This window comes from Streptomyces sp. Y1 (assembly GCF_041053115.1).
Lineage (GTDB): Bacteria > Actinomycetota > Actinomycetes > Streptomycetales > Streptomycetaceae > Kitasatospora > Kitasatospora rubellomurina.
Map to the genome: position 1 here is coordinate 5,494,036 of NZ_CP163445.1, position 20,952 is coordinate 5,514,987.

The following is a 20,952-nucleotide window of genomic DNA, read 5'->3' on the forward strand; positions in this document are numbered from 1 at the left end:
ATCGGGTTCCTCCCCTGGGTTTCGCGCCCGCGGCGATCTGCGTGCGGGCGTGGGGTGTTGCTCCCCGGGCGGCCTCCATCCGCCGCACCGGGGGTGGTGCCCCGGGCCTCGTCGGGCCCGGGAGTCCGTGGAATGCCGGGATCAGCCCGGCCGGCCGGTGCGCAGGAACGCCGCCAGCAGCTCGTGCAGGACGGCGCCGCCCTCCTCGGCGAGCACCTCGTGGCCGGAGCCGGCCGCCTCGACGTACCGGAAGTCCGTGCCCTCGGCCCGGCCGATCCGCAGCAACTCGTGCCGCAGCGACCGGGATTGGCTGACCGGTACGACCTCGTCCCGGTTGCCGTGCACGACCAGCAGCGGCGCGGTGAGCCGGTGCGCCAGCTGCAGGACGTCGCGCGGGCCGCGGGCGTCGGCGATCGGCTCGCCGCCGCCGAGCCGGGTGGTCAACGCCCTTACGGGCGGCGCCGCTTCGGCCAGCAGCCGGGCGCCGGACAGGAACGGCGCGACCACCGCGCAGCGGGCAACCTGCCCGGCCGGCGCGTGCGCGGTCGCCAGCAGGGCCAGGAACGCGCCGTAGCTGACCCCGAACAGGGCCGGCGGCTCCAGCCCGAGCGCCGCCCGCTGCCCGGCGATGCCGTCCAGCAGGTACAGCACGTCGTCCAGGTCGGGCCCGCCCCAGGCGCCGCGGATGGCCAGCGCGTGCGCCACCCCGTAGCCGGTGGACCCGCGCTGGTTCGGCGCGACCACGGCCAGGCCCTCGGCGGCCATCCGCTGCAGCGCCGGGTCGAACTCCAGCCGCCAGGCGTCCGCCGGGCCGCCGTGCAGCGCCAGCACCAGGTGCGGGCTGCTCAGCCAGGCGTCCCCGCCGTACACCACCGCCTCCAACGGGCCTGCCGGGCCCGCGAGTTCGAGGCTCTGTGCGGGCTGCCAGCGGCCGCCGTCGCCGGGCGGGGTGCTGCCGTCCAGCCGCCAGCCCGTCACCGGCGAGCCGGGCGGCGCGGTACGGGCGGCGGGCGCCCCGCCGGGCTGCCAGGGCAGCACGGTGTCCCGCCACGGGCCGGGCAACCCCGAGCCCAGCGGCGCGAGTTGGAGCGGCAGTGGCATCGGTCCGGCGGCGGCCGGGGCCGGACCGTGCGCCAGCAGCGCGTCCACGTCCAGGGTGGCCAGCGCCGCCGGATGGTCGGGCGAGGAGTAGGGCAGTCGCAGCCCCGCCGCGCTCCAGTGCCCGACCGCGCCGAGCCGCCCGGGCGGCACCGGCAGCCGGTCCAGCCGCCCCACGGCGGGCCGCCACAGGGCCAGCGCGGACCCGGCGCCGTGGTCGATCTGCAGCGCGACCCGCGGGCCGTCCGCCGCCTGCCGCAGCGCGACCGGCCGCAGGAACATGCCCGTCACGTGCAGGCACTCCGGGAAGCGCAGTGGCTCCCCGCCGCCGAGCACCCCCCAGCCGAGCCGGTCGGTGCCGGGCGCGTCGCTGCGCACCATCGCGAAGCGGCTGTCCGGGTCGAACAGCACCAGCCGGTCGTTGCTGCGCTCGCCGATCTCCAGCAGCGGGGTGACGACGCCGCTGCGCAGGTCGAGCACCACGCTGCGGACCAGCCCGGCGTTCACCCGGTCCAGCGCGAGCAGCGCGCCCGCGTGGTCCAGCCAGGCGCCGCCGCCGTGCAGCCCGGGGAACTCGGCGACCCGCTCGGGCTCGCTGCCGTCCGTCCGGATCAGCCAGGCGGTGGTCGCCGGGCGGGTGTCCGTGCCGAGCGCGACCGCCACCGGCGTGCCCGGCCCGGCGCCGGGCCGGACGGGCAGCGCGATCAGGCGCAGCCCGGGCATCCGCAGCGTCGCCAACTGCTGCTCCACTGCGGTCGGTTCGCCGTACGAGAGGCGGACCAGGTGGTGCCGCTCGCCGTCGTGCCGGCAGACCAGCACCGAGCCGTCCGGCAGTGCGAGCAGCTGCGAGTGCAGTTGCTCGGAACGGTTCCCGGACAGCGGCAGCGCGACCGGCGCGGCAGGCCCGCCGTCCGCCGGGAGCCGCCAACTCTCCACGTACCAGCCGCCGTCCGCCGCCGAGGCGAGGCAGGCGGCGTGGCTGCCGTCACCGGCGAAGCCGAAGCTCAGCCGGCGCAGCGCCTGGGTGGTGGTGCCGATGACCACGTTCACGCCTCGCTCACCCCGCTCACCGCGTACGGGACTCGGTCCGCGACGGGCGGCAGCGCGTCCAGCCAGAGCCGGGGGCCGCCGTGCCGCAGCCGCAGCAGGAAGGCCAGCGCGCCCGCGGTGCCCGTCCCGTAGCCGGCCGCGCAACCGGTGCCGGTCTCGTCGGGCAGCACCAGCAGACCGTCCCGCAGGGCCGACCGGGCCGCGACGAGATGGGCCAACTCCTCGGCCCCGGCGCGGAATTCGGGCTCCCCGGTGGCCACGGCGAGGTCCAGCAGGTACTCGCCGTCGCCGGCCAGCCCGTGGCAGGCGCTGACCCCGCTGTGCCAGCGCCCGGCCAGCACCGCCCGCCCGGCGGCGCACGCCAGCTCCCGGACGGTGTCGTCCCCGGTGGCCTGCCAGAGCCGCAGCAGGAAGCTGCCCGCGCCGGACGAGCCGCTGCACCAGTGGGCAAGGCGTACGTGCTCCGGATCGCCCGCGCTCTGCGGCCACCAGGCGGCGTCGCCGGGGCCCCGCCGGACGGTCGCGGCGAGCGTCCGCCCGGCCTCGGCGGCGCCGGCGAGCAGCGCGTCGTCCCCGAGCGGGCCGGCGGCGGCCAGCAGGAAGGCGCCCACGCCGGCCGCGCCGTGCGCGAACCCGAGGTGGGTGATCCCGGCGAGCGCGGAGTCGAAGTCCGCCGGCACCGGCCACACCGTTCCGTACGGCTCGCGGCGGGCGGCGTCGAGCAGGGCGCGGGCGCAGCGGGCCGTGCGGTCCAGGAAGGCGGAGCGCTCGTGGACCAGGAACTCGTCGGCGGCGAAGCGGAGTTGGGTGAAGCCGGAGCCGGCCGTGCCGTGGCAGACGTCCGGGTTGGGCCAGTCCAGCGGGAGCCGGCGGGCGAGTCCGGCGGCCCGCCCGGCCAGGCCGGCGTCCGCCAGCGCCCGGGCGGCGTCCAGCAGGGCCCAGGCCGCGCCCGCGCGCCCGAAGTGCAGGCCGGGGAGTATCAGCGGTTCGGCGGCGATCCGGTGTTCGATCCACCCGGCGGCGGTGCGCGCCGTCCGCGCGGCCTCCTCCCGCGCCTCGCCCGGCAGGCCCTCGGCCACCACCGCCCGCGCCAGCACGGCCAGCACCCCGGCGGCGCCGTGCTGCACGTTGCACGGGTCCGTGCGCTCCCCGGCGGGCACGACCGGCCAGAGCCGGTCCCGCCGCTCGGGCGTCGCGGTCGCGGCGAGGTGCCGCAGGCCGTCGTGCAGGACGCGGTCGAGGTCGGGGGCGGCGGTGGGGTCGACGGGCGCGGGGTGCCGACGCGCGGGGCTGGACGGCTTCGCGCCGGACGGTGCGACGGCGGGCCGCGGGCCGTTCGCCCGTGCGTCGTCGCCCTGCTCGGCGCCCGTCCGCGGGCCGCCGGCCGCTGCGCGGCCGCCCGGTTGCGTGTCTCCGCTCCATACATCGCCGCTCCACACACCGCGGGGGCGGAAGGCGCCGGGTCGAGGAGTGCCGTGGGGGCGCGTGCCGTCGACCCGCGCGCCGCCGTCGACCCGAGCGCCGCCCGACCGCGTCGGGGCGTGCCACAGCGGCGTGACGACGGTCTGGACGACCGCCTGACGGAGCCCGGCAGCCCCACCGCCCAGGGAGGCCCGTACCTGCGCGACCCCCCACCGCTGTTCGGGCGCCTCCGCCCGCAGCCCGAGGATCGCGGGCGCGAGCCGGCGCGCCGTCTCGCCCGTCCGGGCGGCGAGGGCGAGCCAGCGGCCGAGCCGTTCGGCGACCGGACGGGCCCGGGGCAGGTCCTCCGGCAGCAGCGGGTCGTGTCCGGTGGCGAGCAGGAAGAGCAGCCCGCCGAGGGCGTAGCGGTCGACGGCCGGGTCGGCCGTGCACACGGCGCGCGCGCCGCCGACCGGGCCGAGCCGGCCGGGCCCGTGCTCGGGCGCCCGGTAGCCGGGTGTCCCGGCGGCGCCGACCGTCCGTCCGGCCTCGGCGGCCAGTTCGAGGTCGACGAGCCGCAGCTGCCCGTCCGGTCGGACCATCACATTGCCGGGGGAGAGGTCGCGCAGCACCAGCCCCTGGGCGTGCACCCGCTCGACCAGGTCGACCAGCGCGTGCGCGACCGGCCCGGCCTCGGCCCAGTCGACGTCCGGGCTGCCGTCGCGCCGCAGCCGGGCGGCGACCCAGCCGCCCAGCGGCTGTCCGGCGATTCGTTCCTGCACCAGGAAGACGGAGTCGTCCTGTTCGACCAGTTCCACCGCGCGCGGCGCGAGCTCCTGCCCGGCCAGCCGGTCGAGCAGCGCGGCCTCGTGCCGCAGCGCGTGCCGGGCGTCCGTCCCGGCGCGGTCGACCTCGATGTGCGCCCGGGCCTGCTTGACCACCACCTCGGTGTCGCCGTGGGTGTCGCGCCCGAGGAACACCCCGCCCTTGGCGCCGTGCCGTACGGCGGCGGTCACCGCGTACCGCCCGGCCAGCAGCACCCCGCCGGGCCGTTGCGCCGGTCGGGCCGCGGCCTCGGCCGGAAGCGTGGGCGCCCCCGCCGCCAGCGGGTCCCGCGCCCACCCCGGCGCCCGGTACGACCCGCCGCGCACGTCCTCGGCCCGCTCCCCGCCCGGCCCGCGCAGCACCGAGCGGTACTCCCCGTCGTTGCCCAGTTCGGCCGGCAGCGCGATGGCGCCGTACCGGTAGTGCACCCGGCTGCCCGGCCGGTAGGGCCGGTCGGAGAGCACGACGGGCCCGGGCAGCCCGGCCGTCGCCCGGTCGAGCTCGGCGGCGAGCCGCTGGAACTGCGCCTCGTCGGCCGGGTACACGGTGATGAACTTGCCCGCCGAACCACGGTCGCTGTTGCGCGAGTTGAGCTCGTGCAGCCGCTCCTGCCGGGCGGCGAACTTGAAGGCGCACGGGTCCTGGGCGAGCACCCGGACGACGGCCGCGAGGACGGCCTCGCCCGCCGCCGAGGCCGCGCTCACGTGCAGCTTCCACCCCTGCCCGGGCAGGGGTGCGGACGCGGACGGCCTGGCCGTGCACCAGAAGCCCTCGACGGAGACCTTCCAGCCGCCGTCGCCTCCCCGGCCCCCGGCGCCGGCCAGCGCCGCCCGTGCCACGTCCGGCCACGCCCCGGCCGCACCCGGCCCGTGGCCCACCGATCCCCCGCCGCCGGCCGTACGGAGCGATGTGCCCGCTTCCATCCGCCACCACATCCCTTCGTCTCCGCCGCCGGCCCGGGTGCCCACTGCTTCCGGCACCCGGGCGCGCGGCCCGGCCCGATCGGTCTCCTCGGGAGCGGCGACGCTCCCCGGCGGGGCCCCGGCACGCCTTCGGCCCTTCGGTGGGGCCGGTGGTGCCTGGGGCAACTCCCGTTCGCAGGACTGAAGTTAGTTTCGAAAAATCCGGAGGTTCAACGCACGGCCACTCCCTTCACTCGTAAGGGTGATACGGGGGCGGTTTCGAATTCGTACGAAGACCGTGCTGTGAGTAACGGGCGCCCGGCGTGCGGGCGCGCGCGGCCCGCGCACGGCGTCCCGGACGCTCCGCCGGCGCCTCCGCCGCAGGTTGACGCGCATCCGTACGCCCCCGGAACCGGTATCCGAACGCCCGGCGGAGGGCGAGCGCCGAGTCCCCCGAACGGCCGAGGCCCGACCGGCCCCGCGCGCACGGTAGTCTCGACAGGTGCCGAAACTGTCCGACGTCATCACCGCGCTCGAAGAGGTCTACCCCCCGGAGTGGGCGGAGTCCTGGGACGCAGTCGGCCTGGTCTGCGGGGACCCCGGGGCCGAGGTCGGCCGCGTGCTGTTCGCCGTCGACCCCGTGCAGGCGGTCGTCGACGAGGCCGTCGCGTGGGGCGCCGACCTGGTGGTCACCCACCACCCCCTGTACCTGCGCGGCACCACCAGCGTCGCCGCGACCTCCTTCAAGGGCCGGGTGGTGCACACGCTGATCACCAACGGCATCGCCCTGCACGTCGCGCACACCAACGCCGACCACGCCGACCCGGGCGTCTCCGACGCGCTGGCCGAGGCGGTCGGCCTGCGGGTGACCGGCCCGCTGGTGCCGGACCCGACCGACCCGCTGGGCCGTCGCGGCAGCGGCCGGATCGGCCTGCTGGAGCCGCCGCTGACCGTCTCCGCCTTCGCCGCGCAGGTCGCCAAGGGCCTGCCGGCGACCGCCGCGGGCGTCCGGGTGTCCGGTGACCCGAACCGGCTGCTGAGCCGGGTCGCGGTCTGCGGCGGCTCGGGCGACGGCTTCTTCGCCGACGTCCGGGCGGCCGGCGTGGACGCCTACCTGACCGCCGACCTGCGCCACCACCCGGCCTCCGAGGCCGCCGAGGCCGCGCCGATCGTGCTCGTCGACGCCGCCCACTGGGCCACCGAGTGGCCCTGGCTCACCCTGGCCGAGCGCTCCCTGCGGGCCGCCGCCGACCAGCGCGGCTGGGCCGTCGAGACGAAGGTCTCCCACCTGGTCACCGACCCGTGGACCGCGCACGCCCCGATGTCCTTCCCCGCCTGACCCGATTCACAGGAGCTTTCCGCTTGAACGCCGCGCCCGCCGACCAGATCCGCCTGCTCGACCTCCAGGCCATCGACTCGAAGCTCGACCAGCTGGCCCACCGGCGCCGGAGCCTGCCCGAGCACGCCGAGATCGACAAGGCCACCGCCGACCACACCGCGCTGAAGGACCTCGTCGTCGCCGCCGAGGCCCAGCAGAGCGACACCGCCCGCGAGCTGACCAAGGCCGAGGGGGACGTCGAGCAGGTCCGTGCCCGCGCCGCCCGCAACCAGCAGCGCCTGGACTCCGGCGCGATCACCTCGCCGAAGGACCTGGAGAACCTCCAGCACGAGATCGGCTCGCTCGCCAAGCGCCAGGGCGACCTGGAGGAGGTCGTGCTGGAGATCATGGAACGCCAGGAGACCGCCCGGACCCGGGTCGAGGAGCTGTCCGCCCGCCTGGAGCACTCCACCGTCGTGCTCAAGGAGGCCGAGGCCCGCCGCGACGCCGCCTTCGGCGAGATCGACGGCGAGGCCGAGAAGGTCCAGCGCGACCGCGAGGCCGTCGCCGCCGTCATCCCGGCCGACCTGCTGAAGCTGTACGCGAAGCTGCGCGACACCCAGGGCGGCGTCGGCGCGGCCCGGCTCTACCAGCGCCGCTGCGAGGGCTGCCGCACCGAGTTCTCGATCACCGAGCTGAACGCGATCAAGGCCGAGCCGAAGGACAAGGTCGTCCGCTGCGAGAACTGCTCGCGGATCCTGGTCCGCACCGCCGACTCGGGCGTCTGAGTCGGTGGCGGCGCGCTTCATCGTCGAGGCGGACGGCGGGTCCCGGGGCAACCCGGGGCCGGCCGGCTACGGCGCGGTCGTCCGGGACGGCGACACCGGGCAGATCGTCGCGGAAGCCGCCGAATTCATCGGGCACGCCACCAACAACGTGGCCGAGTACCGGGGCCTGATCGCCGGCCTCGCCGCGGCCCGGGCGCTCGACCCGGACGCCTCGGTGGACGTCCGGATGGACTCCAAGCTCGTCGTCGAGCAGATGTCCGGGCGCTGGAAGATCAAGCACCCCGACATGCAGCCGCTCGCCGCCGAAGCGCGCACGCTCCACCCGCGCGGCCGGGTCACCTACACCTGGATCCCGCGCGAGCGGAACAAGGACGCCGACCGGCTGGCCAACGAGGCGATGGACGCCGGCCGGGACGGCCGCCAGTGGGAGCCGAAGGCCGCGCGCAAGCCCGTCGTGGCCGACGAGCCGCCGCTGGAGACCCCCGCCCCCAAGGCCGGCTGGGCCGCCCCCGCCGACCTCGGCACCCCCACCACCTTCGTCCTGCTGCGCCACGGCGAGACCCCGCTCACCCCGGAGAAGCGGTTCTCCGGCAGCGGCGGCACCGACCCGGAGCTCTCCGAGAAGGGCCGCTGGCAGGCCGAGCGGGCCGCCGAGGCGCTGGCCGCGCGCGGCAGCATCCAGGCCGTCGTCGCCTCCCCGATGCTCCGCACCCGGCAGACCGCCGAGACCGTCGCCGCCCGCCTCGGCCTGGAGGTCCGCTACGAGGACGGGCTGCGCGAGGTCGACTTCGGCGACTGGGAGGGCCTGACCTTCGCCGAGGTGCGGGAGCGCTACCCGGACGACCTGACGGCCTGGCTCGGCAGCGCCAAGGCCAAGCCGACCGGCAGCACCGAGAGCTTCGCGACGCTCACCCACCGGGTCGGGGTCGCCCGGGACAAGGTCCTGGCCCGGTACACGGGCAGGACGGTGCTGGTGGTCTCGCACGTCAGCCCGATCAAGACGCTGGTCCGGCTCGCCCTCGGCGCCCCGCCGGACTCGATGTACCGGATGGAGCTGTCCGCCGCCTCGGTCTGCGCCGTCCAGTACTACGCGGACGGCAACGCCTCGCTGCGGCTGCTCAACGACACCTCGCACCTGCGCTGAGCCGCACGGTGCTTCAGTGCACCTCGGTGACCACCACGTCGAGCTGCCACGGCTTGCGGGCCGTGCCCTCCGCGGCCGGCTCGACGTGGTGGCCCAGCTCCCGCAGGGCGTCCATCAGCTCGCCCGGCGTCTTCGGCTCGGCACCCGCGACCAGCAGGTCCCGGACGATCCGGCCCTTCGTCGCCTTGTTGAAGTGGCTGACCACCGTGCGCCTGCCGTCGCGCTCCTGCAGCACCCGGACGGTCGCCGTCCGGGCGGCCACCTCGCCGGCCGGCTTCCACGCCGCCGCGTACGCCGAGCTGCGCAGGTCCAGCACCAGCCCGTCCGCGACCTCCGGGAGCACGGGCGCCATCGCGCTCCGCCAGTACGCCCCGAGCGCCCCCGTCCCCGGCAGTTTCACGCCCATCGAGCAGCGGTAGGACGGGATCCGGTCGGAGATCCGCACCGCGCCCCACAGCCCCGAGAAGACCAGCAGGGCCCGCTCGGCCCGGTCGTGCGCGGCCGCGTCCAGGGTGGCCAGGCCCAGGTTGTCGAACAGCACCCCGGTGTACACCTCGCCCGCCGGACGGGCGCCGGCGGCGAGCAGCCCGGCGTTCTTGCCGACCTCGCCGCGCAGGCCGGGGGAGAGGCCGAGCACCTCGGCGGCGGCCTCCTCGTCCCCCCGGCAGAGCCCGACCAGGGCGTCCAGCACCGCGCCGCGCGCCGCCGTCAGGCCCGGCAGCGACAGCCGGTCGAGCGCCAGCGGCGCACCGTCCCCGGACGCGGCCTTGCCCTCGGACGGCGGCAACAGCACCAGCACAGCGGACTCCTCGACGGTCTGCGGCGGACGAACCCCGCCCGGTGGACGAACCCCGCCACCCTACTGCGGCCGGTCCGCCGCCCCCGCCCTCCGGCCGGCGACCAACGCCGTCCCGGCGCCCAGGGCCAGGCAGAGCGGCGAGTAGTAGCGGCGGTCCATGCGCAGGAACCGATCCGTGCGCCCGATGACCGTCCCGAACAGCGCCAACCCGCCGATCCCGCGCCCCAGCATCACCCCGGAGACCGTCCGCAGCCCGAGCCGCCGCAGCGCCTTCGGCCCCACCGCGGGCACCACCCCGGCCTCCGACGCCACCAGGTACGAGGCCGTCCCGAACATCCCCGCCACCGCCAGGCAGGCCACCGGCGGCGGCATCTCGTCGCCCTCGCCGATCATCGTCTCCGCGAACTCCTTCGGGTCCCGGACCGGCCACGGCGTCACCGCCCACACGGCGTGCAGCACCCCCACCGCCGCCATCGCCGCCGACACCGCGACCCCGGTCGCCTTCACCGCGCTCATCACCAAACCCCCTCCGCGAACGGACACTTGGGCCCACCCTACGGCGCCTCACACCGCCCGGCCCCGACTGCCCCGGGAGGTAAACCGGTGGGCCGGCGCAGCGTTCCGCACTACCGTGACCTGCGAGGAGAGTGAGTGCGATGACCCTGCGACCCCTGGACCTGGTGCCCGACGACGGCGACGCCGTGGAGGAGTCCCTGTCCGTACGCCTGCCCGCCGGTCTGCCGGCGGAGACGCGGCAGGCGCTGGAGTTCGCCGTGCGCGCGGCGGCGGAGGCCGTGATGGCCGGCCGGGTCCGGGTGACGGAGGCGCCGACCGGGTCGGACACCGCCGAGCTGGCGTTCGAGGTCCGCCAGTCCGAGGTGCCGGACGCGCTCACCGAGCCGCCGCAGCAGCCGCCCCGGCCGGGCCGGGCCGAGCGCCGGGCCGCCATGGTGGCCCGGATCCGCGAGGCCAACGCCGAGACGCTGGAGAGGCTGAAGGACCTGTGACCGGGCCGACCCCGCCCACCGAGTACCTGGACCTGGAGGACGTCACCTACCTGGCCGGCGGCGCGTGGAACATCCGCGACCTCGGCGGCCTGCTCTCCGCACTGGCCCGCCCGCAGGCGAGCCTGTTCGGCGGCGACGCCTACCCGGACCTGTGGACCAAGGCCGCGGCCCTCGGCCAGAGCCTGGCCCGCAACCACCCCCTGGTCGACCGCAACAAGCGCACCGCCTTCGAGGCGATGCTGCTGTTCCTGGACTACAACGGCGAGCCGTACACCGACCCGCACCCGGACGACGCGGTCGCCTACGTGCTGCGCCTGGCCACCGGCGGCTACGACGACGCCGTCGCGCTCGCGGCGAAGGACCTCAAGTCCCTGCTGGGGCGGTAGGGATCGACCCCGGCGCGTCCGGCGGCGGCGTCCGTCCGGAATCACCCGATTCGCCCTACGCTGGCCTGCATGCCTCGCCGAAAACTGCGCGTCAAGGCCGCCGACTCCGCCCGGATCAACACCGAGCTCACCGAGCTCCGCACCCGCCTGGAGATCCACACCGAGTGGCCCGAGGCGGTGCTGGCCGAGGCGGAGGAGGCGGCCGAGCGCCCCCGGATGCCCGAGCACGACGCCACCGACCTGCCGTTGTTCACCGTCGACCCGCCCGGCTCGCGCGACCTCGACCAGGCCATGCACCTCGCCCGCCGCCCGGGCGGCGGCTACCGGGTGCACTACGCGATCGCCGACGTCGCCGCCTTCGTCCGCCCCGGCGGCGCGATCGACACCGAGGCCCGCCGCCGGGTCGAGACCCTGTACTTCCCCGACCACCGCGTCCCGCTGCACCCCACCCGGATCTCCGAGGACGCCGCCAGTCTGCTGCCCGGCGAGCCCCGGCCCGCCCTGCTCTGGCAGCTCGACCTCGACGCGGACGGCGCCCTCGTCCTCGCCGACCTGCGCCGTGCCCTGGTCCGCTCGCACCTCCGCCTCGACTACGCGGCCGTCCAGCGCGCCGTCGACCTCGGCGCCGACGAACAGCCGGCCCTGCTCGCCGTCGTCGGCCGGCTGCGCGAGCAGCAGGAGCGCGAGCGCGGCGGGATCAGCCTGCCGGTGCCCGAGCAGGAGGTCGAGGAGACCCTGCACGGCTACGTCCTCGGCTACCGCGCGCCCAGCCCGGTGGACGGCTGGAACGCCCAGATCTCGCTGCTCACCGGCATGGCCGCGGCCGAGCTGATGCTGGACGCGGGCATCGGCCTGCTGCGCACCCTGCCCGCCGCGCCCGCCCCCGCGTACGAGCGGCTGCGCCGGATCGCCGCCGCGCTGGACGTCGACTGGCCGCAGGCGCTCCCGTACCCGGAGCTGATCCGCTCGCTGGACCCGGAGGCGCCGCTGGACGCCGCCTTCCTCAACGCCTGCACCGGCCTGCTGCGCGGCGCCGGCTACCACGCCTTCGACGAGTCCCGCGGCCTGCCCGCCCCGGCCGACCCGGGCCACGCCGCGATCGCCGCCCCGTACGCGCACTGCACGGCGCCGCTGCGGCGGCTCGGCGACCGCTTCGCCCAGGAGGTGTGCGCGGCTGTCGCGGCGGGGGCGGAGGTGCCGGACTGGGCGCGCGAGGCGCTGCTGGGCGTGCCGGCGCTGATGGCGGGCGGGGACCGCCGGGCCGCCGAGGTCGAGCGGGCCTGCGTGGACCTGGTGGAGGCGGAGCTGCTGGCCGGCCGGGAGGGCGAGGAGTTCCGCGCCGTGGTGATCGACGTGGACGAGCGGCGGCCCGGCTCCGGCACCGTGCAGCTGCGCGAGCCGGCCGTCCGGGCCCGCTGCGACGGTGCGGCCGCGGGCGGGCCGGGGCTCCCCCTCGGCCGGGTGATCGACGTCCGGCTGACCACGGCCGACCCGGCCACCCGTACGGTCCGCTTCGCCACCGCCTGAGCGGGCCCGCCCGCCCCCGGGGGTGGGAGGATCGGTCCGTGTCCGACGCTCCCGCCCCCTCCGCGCCTCCGCCCGCCGTCCCCGACCGGCGCCGCCGTCTGCTCGTGCTGGCGATCTGCTGTCTGAGCCTGTTCATCGTCGGCCTGGACAACACCGTGGTGAACATCGCGCTCCCGGCGATCCAGCACGACCTGGACGCCCCGGCCTCCGGACTGCAGTGGATCATCGACGCCTACACCCTGGTGCTGGCCTCGCTGCTGATGCTGTTCGGCTCGGTGGCCGACCGCCTCGGCCGCCGCCGGGTCTTCCAGACCGGCCTGTGCTGCTTCGCGCTCGGTTCGCTGCTGTGCAGCCTGGCGCCGAGCCTGGGGTGGCTGGTGGCGTTCCGGGCGCTCCAGGCGGTCGGCGGCTCGATGCTCAACCCGGTGGCGATGTCGATCATCACCAACACCTTCACCGACCCGCGCGAGCGGGCCCGGGCGATCGGCGTCTGGGGCGGGGTGGTCGGCATCTCGATGGCGCTCGGCCCGCTGGTCGGCGGCTTCCTGGTGGACGGCGCCGGCTGGCCGTCGATCTTCCTGATCAACGTCCCGGTGGCGCTGCTGGCCATGGCGCTGACCGCCCGTTACGTCCCCGAGTCGCGCGCGCCGCGGCCGCGCCGACCGGACCCGATGGGCCAGCTGCTGATGGTCGTGCTGCTCGGCTGCGGCACCGCCGCGATCATCGAGGGCCCGGGCAACGGCTGGACGTCCCCGCTGATCCTCGGCCTCGCCGCGACGGCGGTCGCCGCGCTGGTCGCCTTCCCGCTGTGGGAGCGGCGGGTCGCCGAGCCGCTGGTGGACCCGCGGTTCTTCGCCAGCGCGCCGTTCACCGGCGCCACCCTCACCGCGGTCTGCGCCTTCGCCGCGCTCGGCGGCTTCCTCTTCCTCAACACCCTCTACCTGCAGGACGTCCGGCACTACGGCCCGGTCGAGGCGGGCCTGTGGACGCTGCCGATGGCCGGGATGATGCTGGTCTGCGCGCCGCTGTCCGGACGGATCGTCAGCAGTCACGGCCCGCGCCTGCCGCTGGCCGTGGCCGGGCTCTGCCTCGCCGCGAGCGGCCTGCTGCTCACCCGGCTCACCGCGGGCTCCCCGGCCGCGCTGCTGCTGGTCGCGTACGCGCTGTTCGGTTTCGGCTTCGGCATGGTCAACCCGCCGATCACCAACGCGGCCGTCTCCGGCATGCCGCGCGCCCAGGCGGGCGTGGCCGCCGCGGTCGCCTCGACCAGCCGCCAGGTCGGCCAGTCGCTGGGCGTGGCGGTGATCGGCACGGTGGTCACCTCGGCCGTGGTCGGCCCGGTCGCGACCGGTTTCGCCCCGGCCAGCCACGCCGGCTGGTGGATCCTGGTCGGCCTGGGCGCCGCGATCCTCGTCCTCGGCCTGCTCACCACCACCGGCTGGGCCACCGCCACGGCGGCCCGGGTGGCCGCCCGGCTCGGCGCCGAGCCGCCCGTCGCCCGCTCCGGTGTACGGGAGGCCCCGCCCGAGCGGCTACGATGACCACTACGGCGGAAGAGCCGGCCGGGCGGTCGCGACGGGTCCCAGACCCGCCGAGGAACGTCCGGGCTCCACAGAGCAGGGTGGTGGGTAACGCCCACCCGGGGTGACCCGCGGGACAGTGCCACAGAAAACAGACCGCCCACCGCTCCGGCGCGTGGGTAAGGGTGAAACGGTGGTGTAAGAGACCACCAGCGACCGGGGTGACCCGGCCGGCTAGGTAAACCCCACCTGGAGCAAGGTCAAGATCGGTGCCCTCGGGCACCGTGCGCGGACGCTTGAAGGCTGCTCGCCCGAGTCCGCGGGTGGACCGCACGAGGCTGTCGGCAACGGCAGCCCTAGATGGATGGCCGCCTCCCCGGGCCGCGCGAGCACCCCGGGAGACAGAACCCGGCGTACAGGCCGACTCTTCCGCCCCTGGACCGTTCGAAGGCCCTCCGACCCGCACGGGTCGGAGGGCCTTCGCGTTCTCCGCTCCGTGCCGGGTGGGCTCTACGCCGGGTGCGCGCCGACGGCGTCGCGGATCTGCGAGCCGAGGCCGCCGTTGACGCGGGCGCAGTTGGCGCAGCAGAAGAACATGCCGGCGACCTCGACGCCGTGGCCGACGATCCGGACGTTGCAGTGCTCGCAGCGCGGCGCCAGCTTCTCCATGGCGCACTCGAAGCTGTCGAACGTGTACGTGTCGCCGGTGACCGTCCTGATCTCGAAGGCGAGCCAGTAGTCGTTGCCGCAGGTGACGCAGATGGCCATGGTGGCCGGCTCCTTCCGCTGGGGCCGGCCCCGAACGGGGCGGCCTCCTTCCAGTGTCGAAGCGCGGATCGGGGCCGGCCACCCGGTGGGACCGTCAGGCGGAGCGGGCGGAGAGGGACTCCAGGGCGCGGACGGCGCGTTCGGCGTCGTCGGCGCCGACGAAGAGGTGGTCGTGGTGGAAGCCGGCCACCACGTTGCAGCTGATGCCCTCCTCGGCCAGCCGGGTGGCGACGGCGGCGGTCAGGCCGACGGCCTCCAGCGCGGAGTGGATCTGCAGGGTGATCCAGGCGGCGACGTAGTCGTAGCGCAGCCCGAGCGCGTCGGCCTCCTCCTGGGCGACCACCACCGTGATCCCTTCGGGCTCGGCGACGGTCGCCACCGGTCGCATCCCGGCGGGCACCTTCGCGGGGAGGGTGCAGTAGACGTAGCGCCCCGGGTTGAGCACGGGGCGCATGCCGCGCAGCAGCGTCGCAAGATCTCGTTCACCGGCCATGCCCGCCACCGTAGCGGCTGCTCCGCGCCCGCGCCGCGCCTTTTCACCGCTACTCGGCGGTGTCGTCCGCGGGCTTGGTGTGCAGGACCTGGCGGCCCTGCTCGGCGGCGCGGGCGATGCTCTCGGAGACGAAGTCGAGGAAGCGGGCGATGTTCTCCAGCCGCGCGGCCGCCGGGGTGCCGGGGCCGAGGACGCCGACGCCCTCCCGGGCCGTCCCGACGAGCCGGGCGGTGCCGTGGACGCTGGCCATCATCGACCGGTACCAGATGTCGTCGTCGACGAAGTAGCGCTCGCGGCGGCGTTCGTCCCGCTCCCGCAGCACCATGCCCTGGCTGTCCAGGAAGGCGATCGCCTTGGAGACGGACGCCGGGCTGACCTGCAGGCGCTTCACGAGCTCGGCCGCGGTGAGGCTGCCCGCGTCGGTCATGTAGAGGCAGGCCATCACCCGGGACATCATCCGGGGCATCCCGGTCGCGGTGAGGACGGCGGTGAAGGTCTCCTCGTACGCGCGCACCGCCTCCGGGTCGCGTCCGTGGTCCTGTGGCGGGGCCGGTGCGGGCGCGGGGGCGGCGGCCGGCCTGCGGCGCCGGGCGCGCTGCCCGGTGGCGCGCTGGGCGAGCTCGGCCCGGTAGGAGGCGGGGCCGCCGTTGCGCAGCACCTCGCGGGTGACCGTCGAGGTCGGCCGGTCGAGGCGCCGGGCGATCTCCGCGTAGGCGAGGCCGTCGGTCAGGCCCTGCGCGATCTGCTGGCGCTCCTGCTGGGTGAGTCGGCCTCCGGGCACGGCGGTCCCTCCTTCGTGGGCGTTGGGGCTGCGGTCGTGCGTGAACCGTAGCGTTTCGCGTTCCGGAAACGAGCGGCCGGGTATCGGAATCCGTTGACGAGTGACAGTCGGCGATATATCGTCGAGCTATCGAGACAGTGACTCGACTGTCTCGCCGACATTCGAGGAGGTGGGCGCGATGCGCTCAGGAACGCGATCTCGCTGGGAGGGGCCGCGCGGCGGTGGGCGCCGCCGCGGTCCGGGCCCGGAGTTCCGGGGGATGCCCGGGGACGGCTTCGAGGGGCGGGAGGCCTTCGGCGGCTTCGGCCCGCCGCGCGGCGGCCCGTACGGGCACGGCTTCGGCGGCCTCGGCGGCCGGCGGGGCGGCCCGCACGGGCGGCGCGGCGGCCGGGCCCGGCGCGGGGACGTGCGCGCCTCGCTGCTGGCGCTGCTCAAGGAACGGCCGATGCACGGCTACGAGATGATCGCCGAGATCACCGAGCGGACCGGCGGGGCCTGGCGGCCCAGCCCGGGCTCGATCTACCCGAACCTCCAGCTGCTGGAGGAGGAGGGCCTGATCGTCGCGGAGGAGACCGGCGGCAAGCGGCTGGTCTCGCTCACCGAGGCGGGCCGGGCCGAGGCCGAGGCCGGGCCGGCGGAGCCGTGGGCGGAGGCCGGCCGGGAGGTCGACTGGGAGGCCGTCCAGGAGATCGGCCAGACGCTGGCCTCGGTCGACCAGGCGATCCAGCAGGTCATGCGCAACGGCACCGAGGCGCAGCGGACCAAGGGGCTGGCCGTGCTGGTCGAGGCCCGCAAGAAGCTGTACCTGATCCTCGCCGAGGATGACTGACCGGCGAGGGGGGCCGTGGCGACGGGCGGTGCCGCTGCGCGCACGGGGGCGGTGCCGCCGTCCTGGGGCCGGCGGGGTCAGCGGACCACGAAGAGGGCCGCGCAGGCGAGCAGCAGCACCGCCCACCCGAACCAGAGCCAGCCGTTGGGGCCGATCACCACGGTGTAGAGGGAGACCGCCAGCAGCAGCGCCCCGGTGACCCCGGCGACCTGCCGGTTGTGGTGCGCGACCGCCTGCGCCCGGCTCCTGGCGTGCCGTACGGGATGCCGTACGTGCCGTACCGTCCTGGCCATGCGGACCTCCCGGGGAGGCGATGCGGGCGGGCGGTCCGTCAGCCGGAGGCCGCCTCGTCGTACTCGTAGCGCCAGAACCAGCTGAGCCCCCGCACCTGCTTGCTGCGGACGTACACCAGTGTGCGCGCGGGATTCCCGCCGTGCGCGGGGACGGGCACCTTGTACTTCTTCGGCACGCCGAGCATCGGGCCCAGCGGGATGGGGAGGACCTGCCCGTCCAGGGGGCCGCCCACGAATTCGGTGTCCGCGCTCTTCACCCCTCCAGGGTCTCACCTCCGCGAGGTGTCCACCGCGAGACGGAGGCCCGGTGAGGGCGGAGTGCCGGGAGTGTGACCGGGCAGGCACCGCCCCCGGTCATCCGGAGGCCCCGCGCACCCCTATCCTTTCCTGTACGCCCTCGGGGTTCACCCCGGGTCAGCGGGCCCCGTACGGGCCGGGCGGGGCGCGGATCGGCGTGCCCTCCGGCCGGGAACCGGCGCGGACAGCGTGTTGCCGCGACCTCCTTCCGCCCTCCGTGCCGCGGGCCCGACGTCGGTCGTCCGGTGACCCCGGACCGCGGTCGGCGGGGCGCGGACGACAGGGCCGAACACCGCCCCGGGAACCGGGAAGCAGCGGCGGGCGCTGGGCGTTGCGTCGGAGTGGTACGTCGAACGCTGTGTCGCACCAGGCACGGCAGTTGCGCGGAAGGGGCCCGATGGAAGCCGGCAGCAGGTGGACGACCTGGTGGCAGAAGCGTGATCGTCAGCGTCCGGGGGGCGCGGACAACCCCGCCGCCAGACTGGATCAGCTGCTCGGCGCCGTGCGCGCCGGCTTCCCGCTCGCACCCGCCGCCCACCCGGCCGGCTACCGGTGTTCCTGCGACCGGGTGGCCTGTCCGGCCCCGGCCCGGCACCCGGTCTCCTTCGCCTGGCAGACCCAGGCGACCACCGACCCCGAGCAGCTGTCCCGCTGGCTCTCCCGCGACCCGCAGGCCAACTTCGTCACCGCCACCGGCCGGGTGCACGACGTGCTGGACGTCCCGGCCGAGGCCGGACGGCTGGCGCTGGAGCGGCTGACCGCGCTCGGCGTCGAGGGCCCGGTCGCCGCCGTGGGCGAGGACCGATACCTCTTCTTCACCGCCACCCGCGGCACCCCGCAGGACGAGGACGAGTGGTGGGACAGCGCGCTGGACTCCACCCCGGACACCGTGTCCGAGCACCCCGGCCTGCGCTGGCACTGCCGCGGCTCGTACACCCTGCTGCCGCCCGCCGCCCTGCCGGACGGCTCCCAGGTGCGGTGGCTGCGCGGGCCCGAGCAGCCGCTGCCGGACCCGCTGCGCGTCCTGGACGTGCTGACGGACGCGTGCACCGAGGTGGGCGCCGTTGCCGAGGAGCAGTGGCTCATCGGCTGACGGCGCCCGGCGTGACGGCGGAGCGCTACGGCAGGGTGAGGATCTCCGCGCCGTCCGCCGTGACCACCAGGGTGTGCTCGAACTGGGCGGTGCGCTTGCGGTCCTTGGTGACGACCGTCCAGCCGTCCGCCCAGATCTCGTAGTCGTAGGTGCCCAGGGTCAGCATCGGCTCGATGGTGAAGGTCATGCCCGGCTTGATGACCTCGGTGGCCCGCTCGCTGTCGTAGTGCGGGACGATCAGGCCGGAGTGGAACGACGTGTTGATGCCGTGCCCGGTGAAGTCCCGCACCACGCCGTAGTCGAAGCGCTTGGCGTAGGACTCGATGACCCGCCCGATGACGTTGATCTGACGGCCCGGCTTGACGGCCTTGATCGCCCGGTTGAGCGACTCCCGGGTGCGCTCGACCAGCAGCCGGGACTCCTCGTCCACGTCGCCGACCAGGTAGGTGGCGTTGAGGTCGCCGTGCACCCCGTGGATGTACGCGGTGGCGTCGATGTTGACGATGTCGCCGTCCTCCAGGACGGTCGAGTCCGGGATGCCGTGGCAGATCACCTCGTTGATCGAGGTGCAGACGGACTTGGGGAAGCCCCGGTAGCCGAGATCGGACGGGTAGGCGCCGTGGTCGCACATGTACGCGTGGGCGACGGCGTCCAGCTCGTCGGTGGTGACGCCGGGGGCGATCAGCTTCGCGGCCTCCTCCATCGCCCGGGCGGCGATGCCGCCCGCGATCCGCATCTTCTCGATCGTCTCGGCGGTCTGCACCTCGGGCCCGGTGTACGGCGTCGGGGCGGGCTTGCCGACGTATTCGGGGCGCGCGATGTGCGCCGGGACCTTGCGCATGGGGGACTGGATGCCGGGTACGAGAGCCATGGTCCGGAGTCTAGCCGTCGGCCCGGCCGGGCCCGGGCGGTGTGCGGAGCGGCTCCGGGCGGGGAATGATCGGGAGCGACCCACCCCTACGGACCGGGAGAGCACCATGCCCATCGGATTCCGCCGCAAGCCGACCGGCCAGCCCGGTGAGTGGTTCTACTGCATCAAGCACGGCAAGGTCGAGGAGGGCCCGGAGTGCCCGGCCAAGGACCGCCTCGGCCCGTACGCCAGCCCCGAGGAGGCCGCGCACGCCCTGGAGATCGCGGACGAGCGCAACCGGGAGTGGCGTAACGACCCGCGCTGGAGCGACCGGCCGAAGGGCGGGGCGGAGTAGGCCGTCACGCCGTCCGCTCGGCCGGCTCGTGCCCGGCCCGCTGCCGTTCGGCCCGCTGCTGGTCGGCCTGTCCGGCCTGGTCGGCCCGTTCCCGCTCGGCCCGCTCCCGCTCGGCCCGCTCGTGCGCGGCGCGGACGGCGGCGGTGTGCGGGTCGGTGCGGTCGTCGTAGCCGAGCAGCCGGGGCAGCGCGGCGGCGACCGCCAGGACGGCGAGGACGCAGACCACGCCGCCGGTCCAGACGGCGGCGCGCACCCCGATCAGCCCGGCCATGGTGCCGGCCCGGACCTGGCCGAGCTGGGGGCCGACCGAGTAGCTGAGCAGTTCGACGCCCGCCATCCGGCCGCGCACCTCGTCCGGGATGGACTGGTTCCACATGGTCGAGCGGGCGATCCCGCTGACCTCGTCCGCGCCGCCGGCCAGCGCGAGGCCCAGCAGCACCACCCAGACGTTCCCGGCCAGCCCGGCGAGCGCCATCGCGGCGCCCCAACCGACCGCGGCGGCCACCAGCAGCCGGCCGTGCCGGTGTATTCGGGACGTCCAGCCGCTGGTCGCGCCGACCAGCAGCGCGCCCACGGCGGAGGCCGCGTACATCGGGCCGAGCGCCCAGTCCGCGTCCAACTCCGAGGCCAGGAACGGGAAGACGGCCACCGGGAAGGCGAACAGCATGGCGCAGACGTCGATCGCGTAGGTGCCGAGCAGGTCCTTGCGGCTCCACGCGTACGCCACGCCGGTGAACACCGCCCGCACGGACGGCCGTTCGGCGCCGGTGGGCGGCGGCACCGCCTTGATCCGGATCAGCAGCAGCAGCGAGACGCCGAAGGTGAGCACGTCCAGCGCGTACGCGGTCTGCACCCCGGAGAACGCCACCACGACACCGGCCAGCGCCGGGCCGGCCACCGAAGCGACGTTGCGGTACAGGGACTTGAGGGCGAAGGCGGCGGAGAGGTGCTGGTGCGCGACGAGCCGCGGCAGCAGCGAGTCCAGCGCCGGGCGCTGCAGGCCGTCGCACGCCGCGACCAGCGCGGCGACCAGGTAGACCGGCCACAGCAGCGGGTGCGGCAGCAGGGCGTTGAGGAACAGCAGGGCGGCCAGCAGGCCCAGCGCGGCCTCCGAGCGCAGCACCAGCCGGCGCCGGTCCAGGGCGTCGGCGAGGGCGCCGCCCCACAGGCCGAAGACGATCAGCGGGACGAGTTCGACGGCGCCGATCAGGCCCACCGCGAGGGAGGAGTCGGTGAGTTCCTTGATCTGCATCGGCACGGCGACGTAGGTCAGGAAGCTGCCGAAGCTGGTGACGCAGCCGCTGGTCCAGAGGTAGCGGAAGTCGCGGGAGGCGCGCCACGGCGACAGGTCGGGCGCCAGCGAGCGCAGCAGGGTGCGCAGCCGACCCGTATGCGGTGGTTCGTCGTCGTTCACGAACGACCATCCTC

21 protein-coding genes and 1 other RNA gene are annotated in these 20,952 nt (G+C 75.7%); 11 read left to right on the forward strand and 11 right to left on the reverse strand.

Annotated features, from left to right (window positions below; genetic code table 11):
• Nucleotides 1-141: 141 nt before the first annotated feature.
• Both AB2U05_RS23825 and AB2U05_RS23830 read right to left on the reverse strand, forming a co-directional pair.
• On the reverse strand, nt 142-2,148 hold the full coding sequence (locus AB2U05_RS23825; protein ID WP_369184217.1) for an alpha/beta hydrolase family protein: 2,007 nt from the start codon (nt 2,146-2,148) through the stop codon (nt 142-144).
• On the reverse strand, nt 2,145-5,297 hold the full coding sequence (locus AB2U05_RS23830; RefSeq protein ID WP_369184218.1) for a lanthionine synthetase LanC family protein: 3,153 nt from the start codon (nt 5,295-5,297) through the stop codon (nt 2,145-2,147). The genes AB2U05_RS23825 and AB2U05_RS23830 overlap by 4 nt, the downstream gene beginning before the upstream one ends.
• A gap of 481 nt (nt 5,298-5,778) precedes the next feature.
• Here AB2U05_RS23830 and AB2U05_RS23835 point away from each other — a divergent pair, with 481 nt between their 5' ends.
• The 3 genes from AB2U05_RS23835 to AB2U05_RS23845 are packed head-to-tail and all read left to right on the forward strand — an operon-like array spanning nt 5,779 to nt 8,526.
• Complete coding sequence (locus AB2U05_RS23835; RefSeq protein WP_045699281.1) at nt 5,779-6,615, forward strand: Nif3-like dinuclear metal center hexameric protein; 837 nt, start codon at nt 5,779-5,781, stop codon at nt 6,613-6,615.
• Between the two features lie 23 nt (nt 6,616-6,638).
• Nucleotides 6,639-7,382 (forward strand): zinc ribbon domain-containing protein, encoded by a 744-nt coding sequence (locus tag AB2U05_RS23840; RefSeq protein ID WP_045699283.1) that lies wholly within the window; start codon nt 6,639-6,641, stop codon nt 7,380-7,382.
• A 4-nt stretch (nt 7,383-7,386) separates the two neighbouring features.
• Nucleotides 7,387-8,526: a bifunctional RNase H/acid phosphatase gene (locus AB2U05_RS23845; protein WP_045699285.1), complete on the forward strand. Its 1,140-nt coding sequence runs from the start codon at nt 7,387-7,389 to the stop codon at nt 8,524-8,526.
• A 13-nt stretch (nt 8,527-8,539) separates the two neighbouring features.
• Here AB2U05_RS23845 and yaaA read toward each other — a convergent pair whose 3' ends face one another.
• Together yaaA and AB2U05_RS23855 are read right to left on the reverse strand one after the other, a co-directional pair.
• Entirely contained in the window at nt 8,540-9,325 is a 786-nt protein-coding gene (gene yaaA / locus AB2U05_RS23850; RefSeq protein ID WP_045708566.1) for a peroxide stress protein YaaA, read from the reverse strand.
• A gap of 60 nt (nt 9,326-9,385) precedes the next feature.
• On the reverse strand, nt 9,386-9,841 hold the full coding sequence (locus AB2U05_RS23855) for a DUF3995 domain-containing protein (RefSeq protein WP_157882161.1): 456 nt from the start codon (nt 9,839-9,841) through the stop codon (nt 9,386-9,388).
• Between the two features lie 140 nt (nt 9,842-9,981).
• On the opposite strand from AB2U05_RS23855, the gene AB2U05_RS23860 reads away from it, so the two are divergent.
• The 5 genes from AB2U05_RS23860 to rnpB all read left to right on the forward strand — a co-directional run bounded on the left by AB2U05_RS23860 (nt 9,982) and on the right by rnpB (nt 14,197).
• Entirely contained in the window at nt 9,982-10,332 is a 351-nt protein-coding gene (locus AB2U05_RS23860) for a hypothetical protein (protein WP_045708567.1), read from the forward strand.
• Nucleotides 10,329-10,718, forward strand: a complete 390-nt coding sequence (locus AB2U05_RS23865; protein WP_045699290.1) for a type II toxin-antitoxin system death-on-curing family toxin — start codon at nt 10,329-10,331, stop codon at nt 10,716-10,718. Before AB2U05_RS23860 ends, AB2U05_RS23865 begins: the two co-directional genes overlap by 4 nt.
• A 69-nt stretch (nt 10,719-10,787) precedes the next feature.
• Nucleotides 10,788-12,245 (forward strand): RNB domain-containing ribonuclease, encoded by a 1,458-nt coding sequence (locus AB2U05_RS23870; RefSeq protein WP_369184219.1) that lies wholly within the window; start codon nt 10,788-10,790, stop codon nt 12,243-12,245.
• Between the two features lie 38 nt (nt 12,246-12,283).
• The gene (locus AB2U05_RS23875; protein ID WP_369184220.1) at nt 12,284-13,786 is read left to right on the forward strand and encodes an MFS transporter; all 1,503 of its coding nucleotides are present in this window, start codon (nt 12,284-12,286) and stop codon (nt 13,784-13,786) included.
• Between the two features lie 13 nt (nt 13,787-13,799).
• Nucleotides 13,800-14,197: RNase P RNA component class A (gene rnpB / locus AB2U05_RS23880), an RNA gene on the forward strand.
• 78 nt (nt 14,198-14,275) lie between these two features.
• Here rnpB and AB2U05_RS23885 read toward each other — a convergent pair.
• The 3 genes from AB2U05_RS23885 to AB2U05_RS23895 all read right to left on the reverse strand — a co-directional run bounded on the left by AB2U05_RS23885 (nt 14,276) and on the right by AB2U05_RS23895 (nt 15,807).
• Nucleotides 14,276-14,533: a hypothetical protein gene (locus AB2U05_RS23885; protein ID WP_045699292.1), complete on the reverse strand. Its 258-nt coding sequence runs from the start codon at nt 14,531-14,533 to the stop codon at nt 14,276-14,278.
• Nucleotides 14,534-14,627: 94 nt separating this feature from the next.
• Nucleotides 14,628-15,026 (reverse strand): ACT domain-containing protein, encoded by a 399-nt coding sequence (locus tag AB2U05_RS23890; protein ID WP_369184221.1) that lies wholly within the window; start codon nt 15,024-15,026, stop codon nt 14,628-14,630.
• Nucleotides 15,027-15,075: 49 nt separating this feature from the next.
• Nucleotides 15,076-15,807 carry a GbsR/MarR family transcriptional regulator gene (locus tag AB2U05_RS23895; protein WP_045699296.1) on the reverse strand — a complete coding sequence of 244 codons (732 nt, stop codon included), beginning with the start codon at nt 15,805-15,807 and terminating at the stop codon, nt 15,076-15,078.
• 178 nt (nt 15,808-15,985) lie between these two features.
• Between AB2U05_RS23895 and AB2U05_RS23900 the strand changes: the two genes are divergently transcribed.
• Complete coding sequence (locus tag AB2U05_RS23900; protein ID WP_045699310.1) at nt 15,986-16,636, forward strand: PadR family transcriptional regulator; 651 nt, start codon at nt 15,986-15,988, stop codon at nt 16,634-16,636.
• A 77-nt stretch (nt 16,637-16,713) separates the two neighbouring features.
• Here the strand turns inward: AB2U05_RS23900 and AB2U05_RS23905 are convergent, their stop codons facing one another.
• Nucleotides 16,714-16,929, reverse strand: coding sequence for a hypothetical protein (locus AB2U05_RS23905; protein WP_045699313.1), 216 nt, complete (start codon nt 16,927-16,929; stop codon nt 16,714-16,716).
• A gap of 38 nt (nt 16,930-16,967) precedes the next feature.
• Nucleotides 16,968-17,186 (reverse strand): hypothetical protein, encoded by a 219-nt coding sequence (locus AB2U05_RS23910; RefSeq protein ID WP_045699315.1) that lies wholly within the window; start codon nt 17,184-17,186, stop codon nt 16,968-16,970.
• 437 nt (nt 17,187-17,623) lie between these two features.
• Here AB2U05_RS23910 and AB2U05_RS23915 point away from each other — a divergent pair, with 437 nt between their 5' ends.
• Entirely contained in the window at nt 17,624-18,319 is a 696-nt protein-coding gene (locus tag AB2U05_RS23915) for a bifunctional DNA primase/polymerase (protein WP_045699316.1), read from the forward strand.
• A gap of 25 nt (nt 18,320-18,344) precedes the next feature.
• On the opposite strand, the gene map is transcribed toward AB2U05_RS23915, so the two are convergent.
• On the reverse strand, nt 18,345-19,190 hold the full coding sequence (map, locus tag AB2U05_RS23920) for a type I methionyl aminopeptidase (RefSeq protein ID WP_045699317.1): 846 nt from the start codon (nt 19,188-19,190) through the stop codon (nt 18,345-18,347).
• Nucleotides 19,191-19,296: 106 nt separating this feature from the next.
• Between map and AB2U05_RS23925 the strand changes: the two genes are divergently transcribed.
• The gene (locus AB2U05_RS23925) at nt 19,297-19,524 is read left to right on the forward strand and encodes a hypothetical protein (protein WP_045699319.1); all 228 of its coding nucleotides are present in this window, start codon (nt 19,297-19,299) and stop codon (nt 19,522-19,524) included.
• 4 nt (nt 19,525-19,528) lie between these two features.
• On the opposite strand, the gene AB2U05_RS23930 is transcribed toward AB2U05_RS23925, so the two are convergent.
• Nucleotides 19,529-20,938, reverse strand: a complete 1,410-nt coding sequence (locus AB2U05_RS23930; protein WP_369184222.1) for an MFS transporter — start codon at nt 20,936-20,938, stop codon at nt 19,529-19,531.
• Between the last annotated feature and the right edge of the window lie 14 nt (nt 20,939-20,952).

Coding starts and splice junctions, on each gene's coding strand:
- AB2U05_RS23885 (WP_045699292.1), bottom strand. CDS start 14,533: ATGGCCATCTGCGTCACCTGCGGCAACGACTACTGGCTCGCCTTCGAG.
- map (WP_045699317.1), bottom strand. CDS start 19,190: ATGGCTCTCGTACCCGGCATCCAGTCCCCCATGCGCAAGGTCCCGGCG.
- AB2U05_RS23905 (WP_045699313.1), bottom strand. CDS start 16,929: ATGGCCAGGACGGTACGGCACGTACGGCATCCCGTACGGCACGCCAGG.
- AB2U05_RS23925 (WP_045699319.1), top strand. CDS start 19,297: ATGCCCATCGGATTCCGCCGCAAGCCGACCGGCCAGCCCGGTGAGTGG.
- AB2U05_RS23870 (WP_369184219.1), top strand. CDS start 10,788: ATGCCTCGCCGAAAACTGCGCGTCAAGGCCGCCGACTCCGCCCGGATC.
- AB2U05_RS23830 (WP_369184218.1), bottom strand. CDS start 5,297: ATGGAAGCGGGCACATCGCTCCGTACGGCCGGCGGCGGGGGATCGGTG.
- AB2U05_RS23860 (WP_045708567.1), top strand. CDS start 9,982: ATGACCCTGCGACCCCTGGACCTGGTGCCCGACGACGGCGACGCCGTG.
- AB2U05_RS23900 (WP_045699310.1), top strand. CDS start 15,986: ATGCGCTCAGGAACGCGATCTCGCTGGGAGGGGCCGCGCGGCGGTGGG.
- AB2U05_RS23915 (WP_045699316.1), top strand. CDS start 17,624: ATGGAAGCCGGCAGCAGGTGGACGACCTGGTGGCAGAAGCGTGATCGT.
- AB2U05_RS23890 (WP_369184221.1), bottom strand. CDS start 15,026: ATGGCCGGTGAACGAGATCTTGCGACGCTGCTGCGCGGCATGCGCCCC.
- AB2U05_RS23855 (WP_157882161.1), bottom strand. CDS start 9,841: ATGAGCGCGGTGAAGGCGACCGGGGTCGCGGTGTCGGCGGCGATGGCG.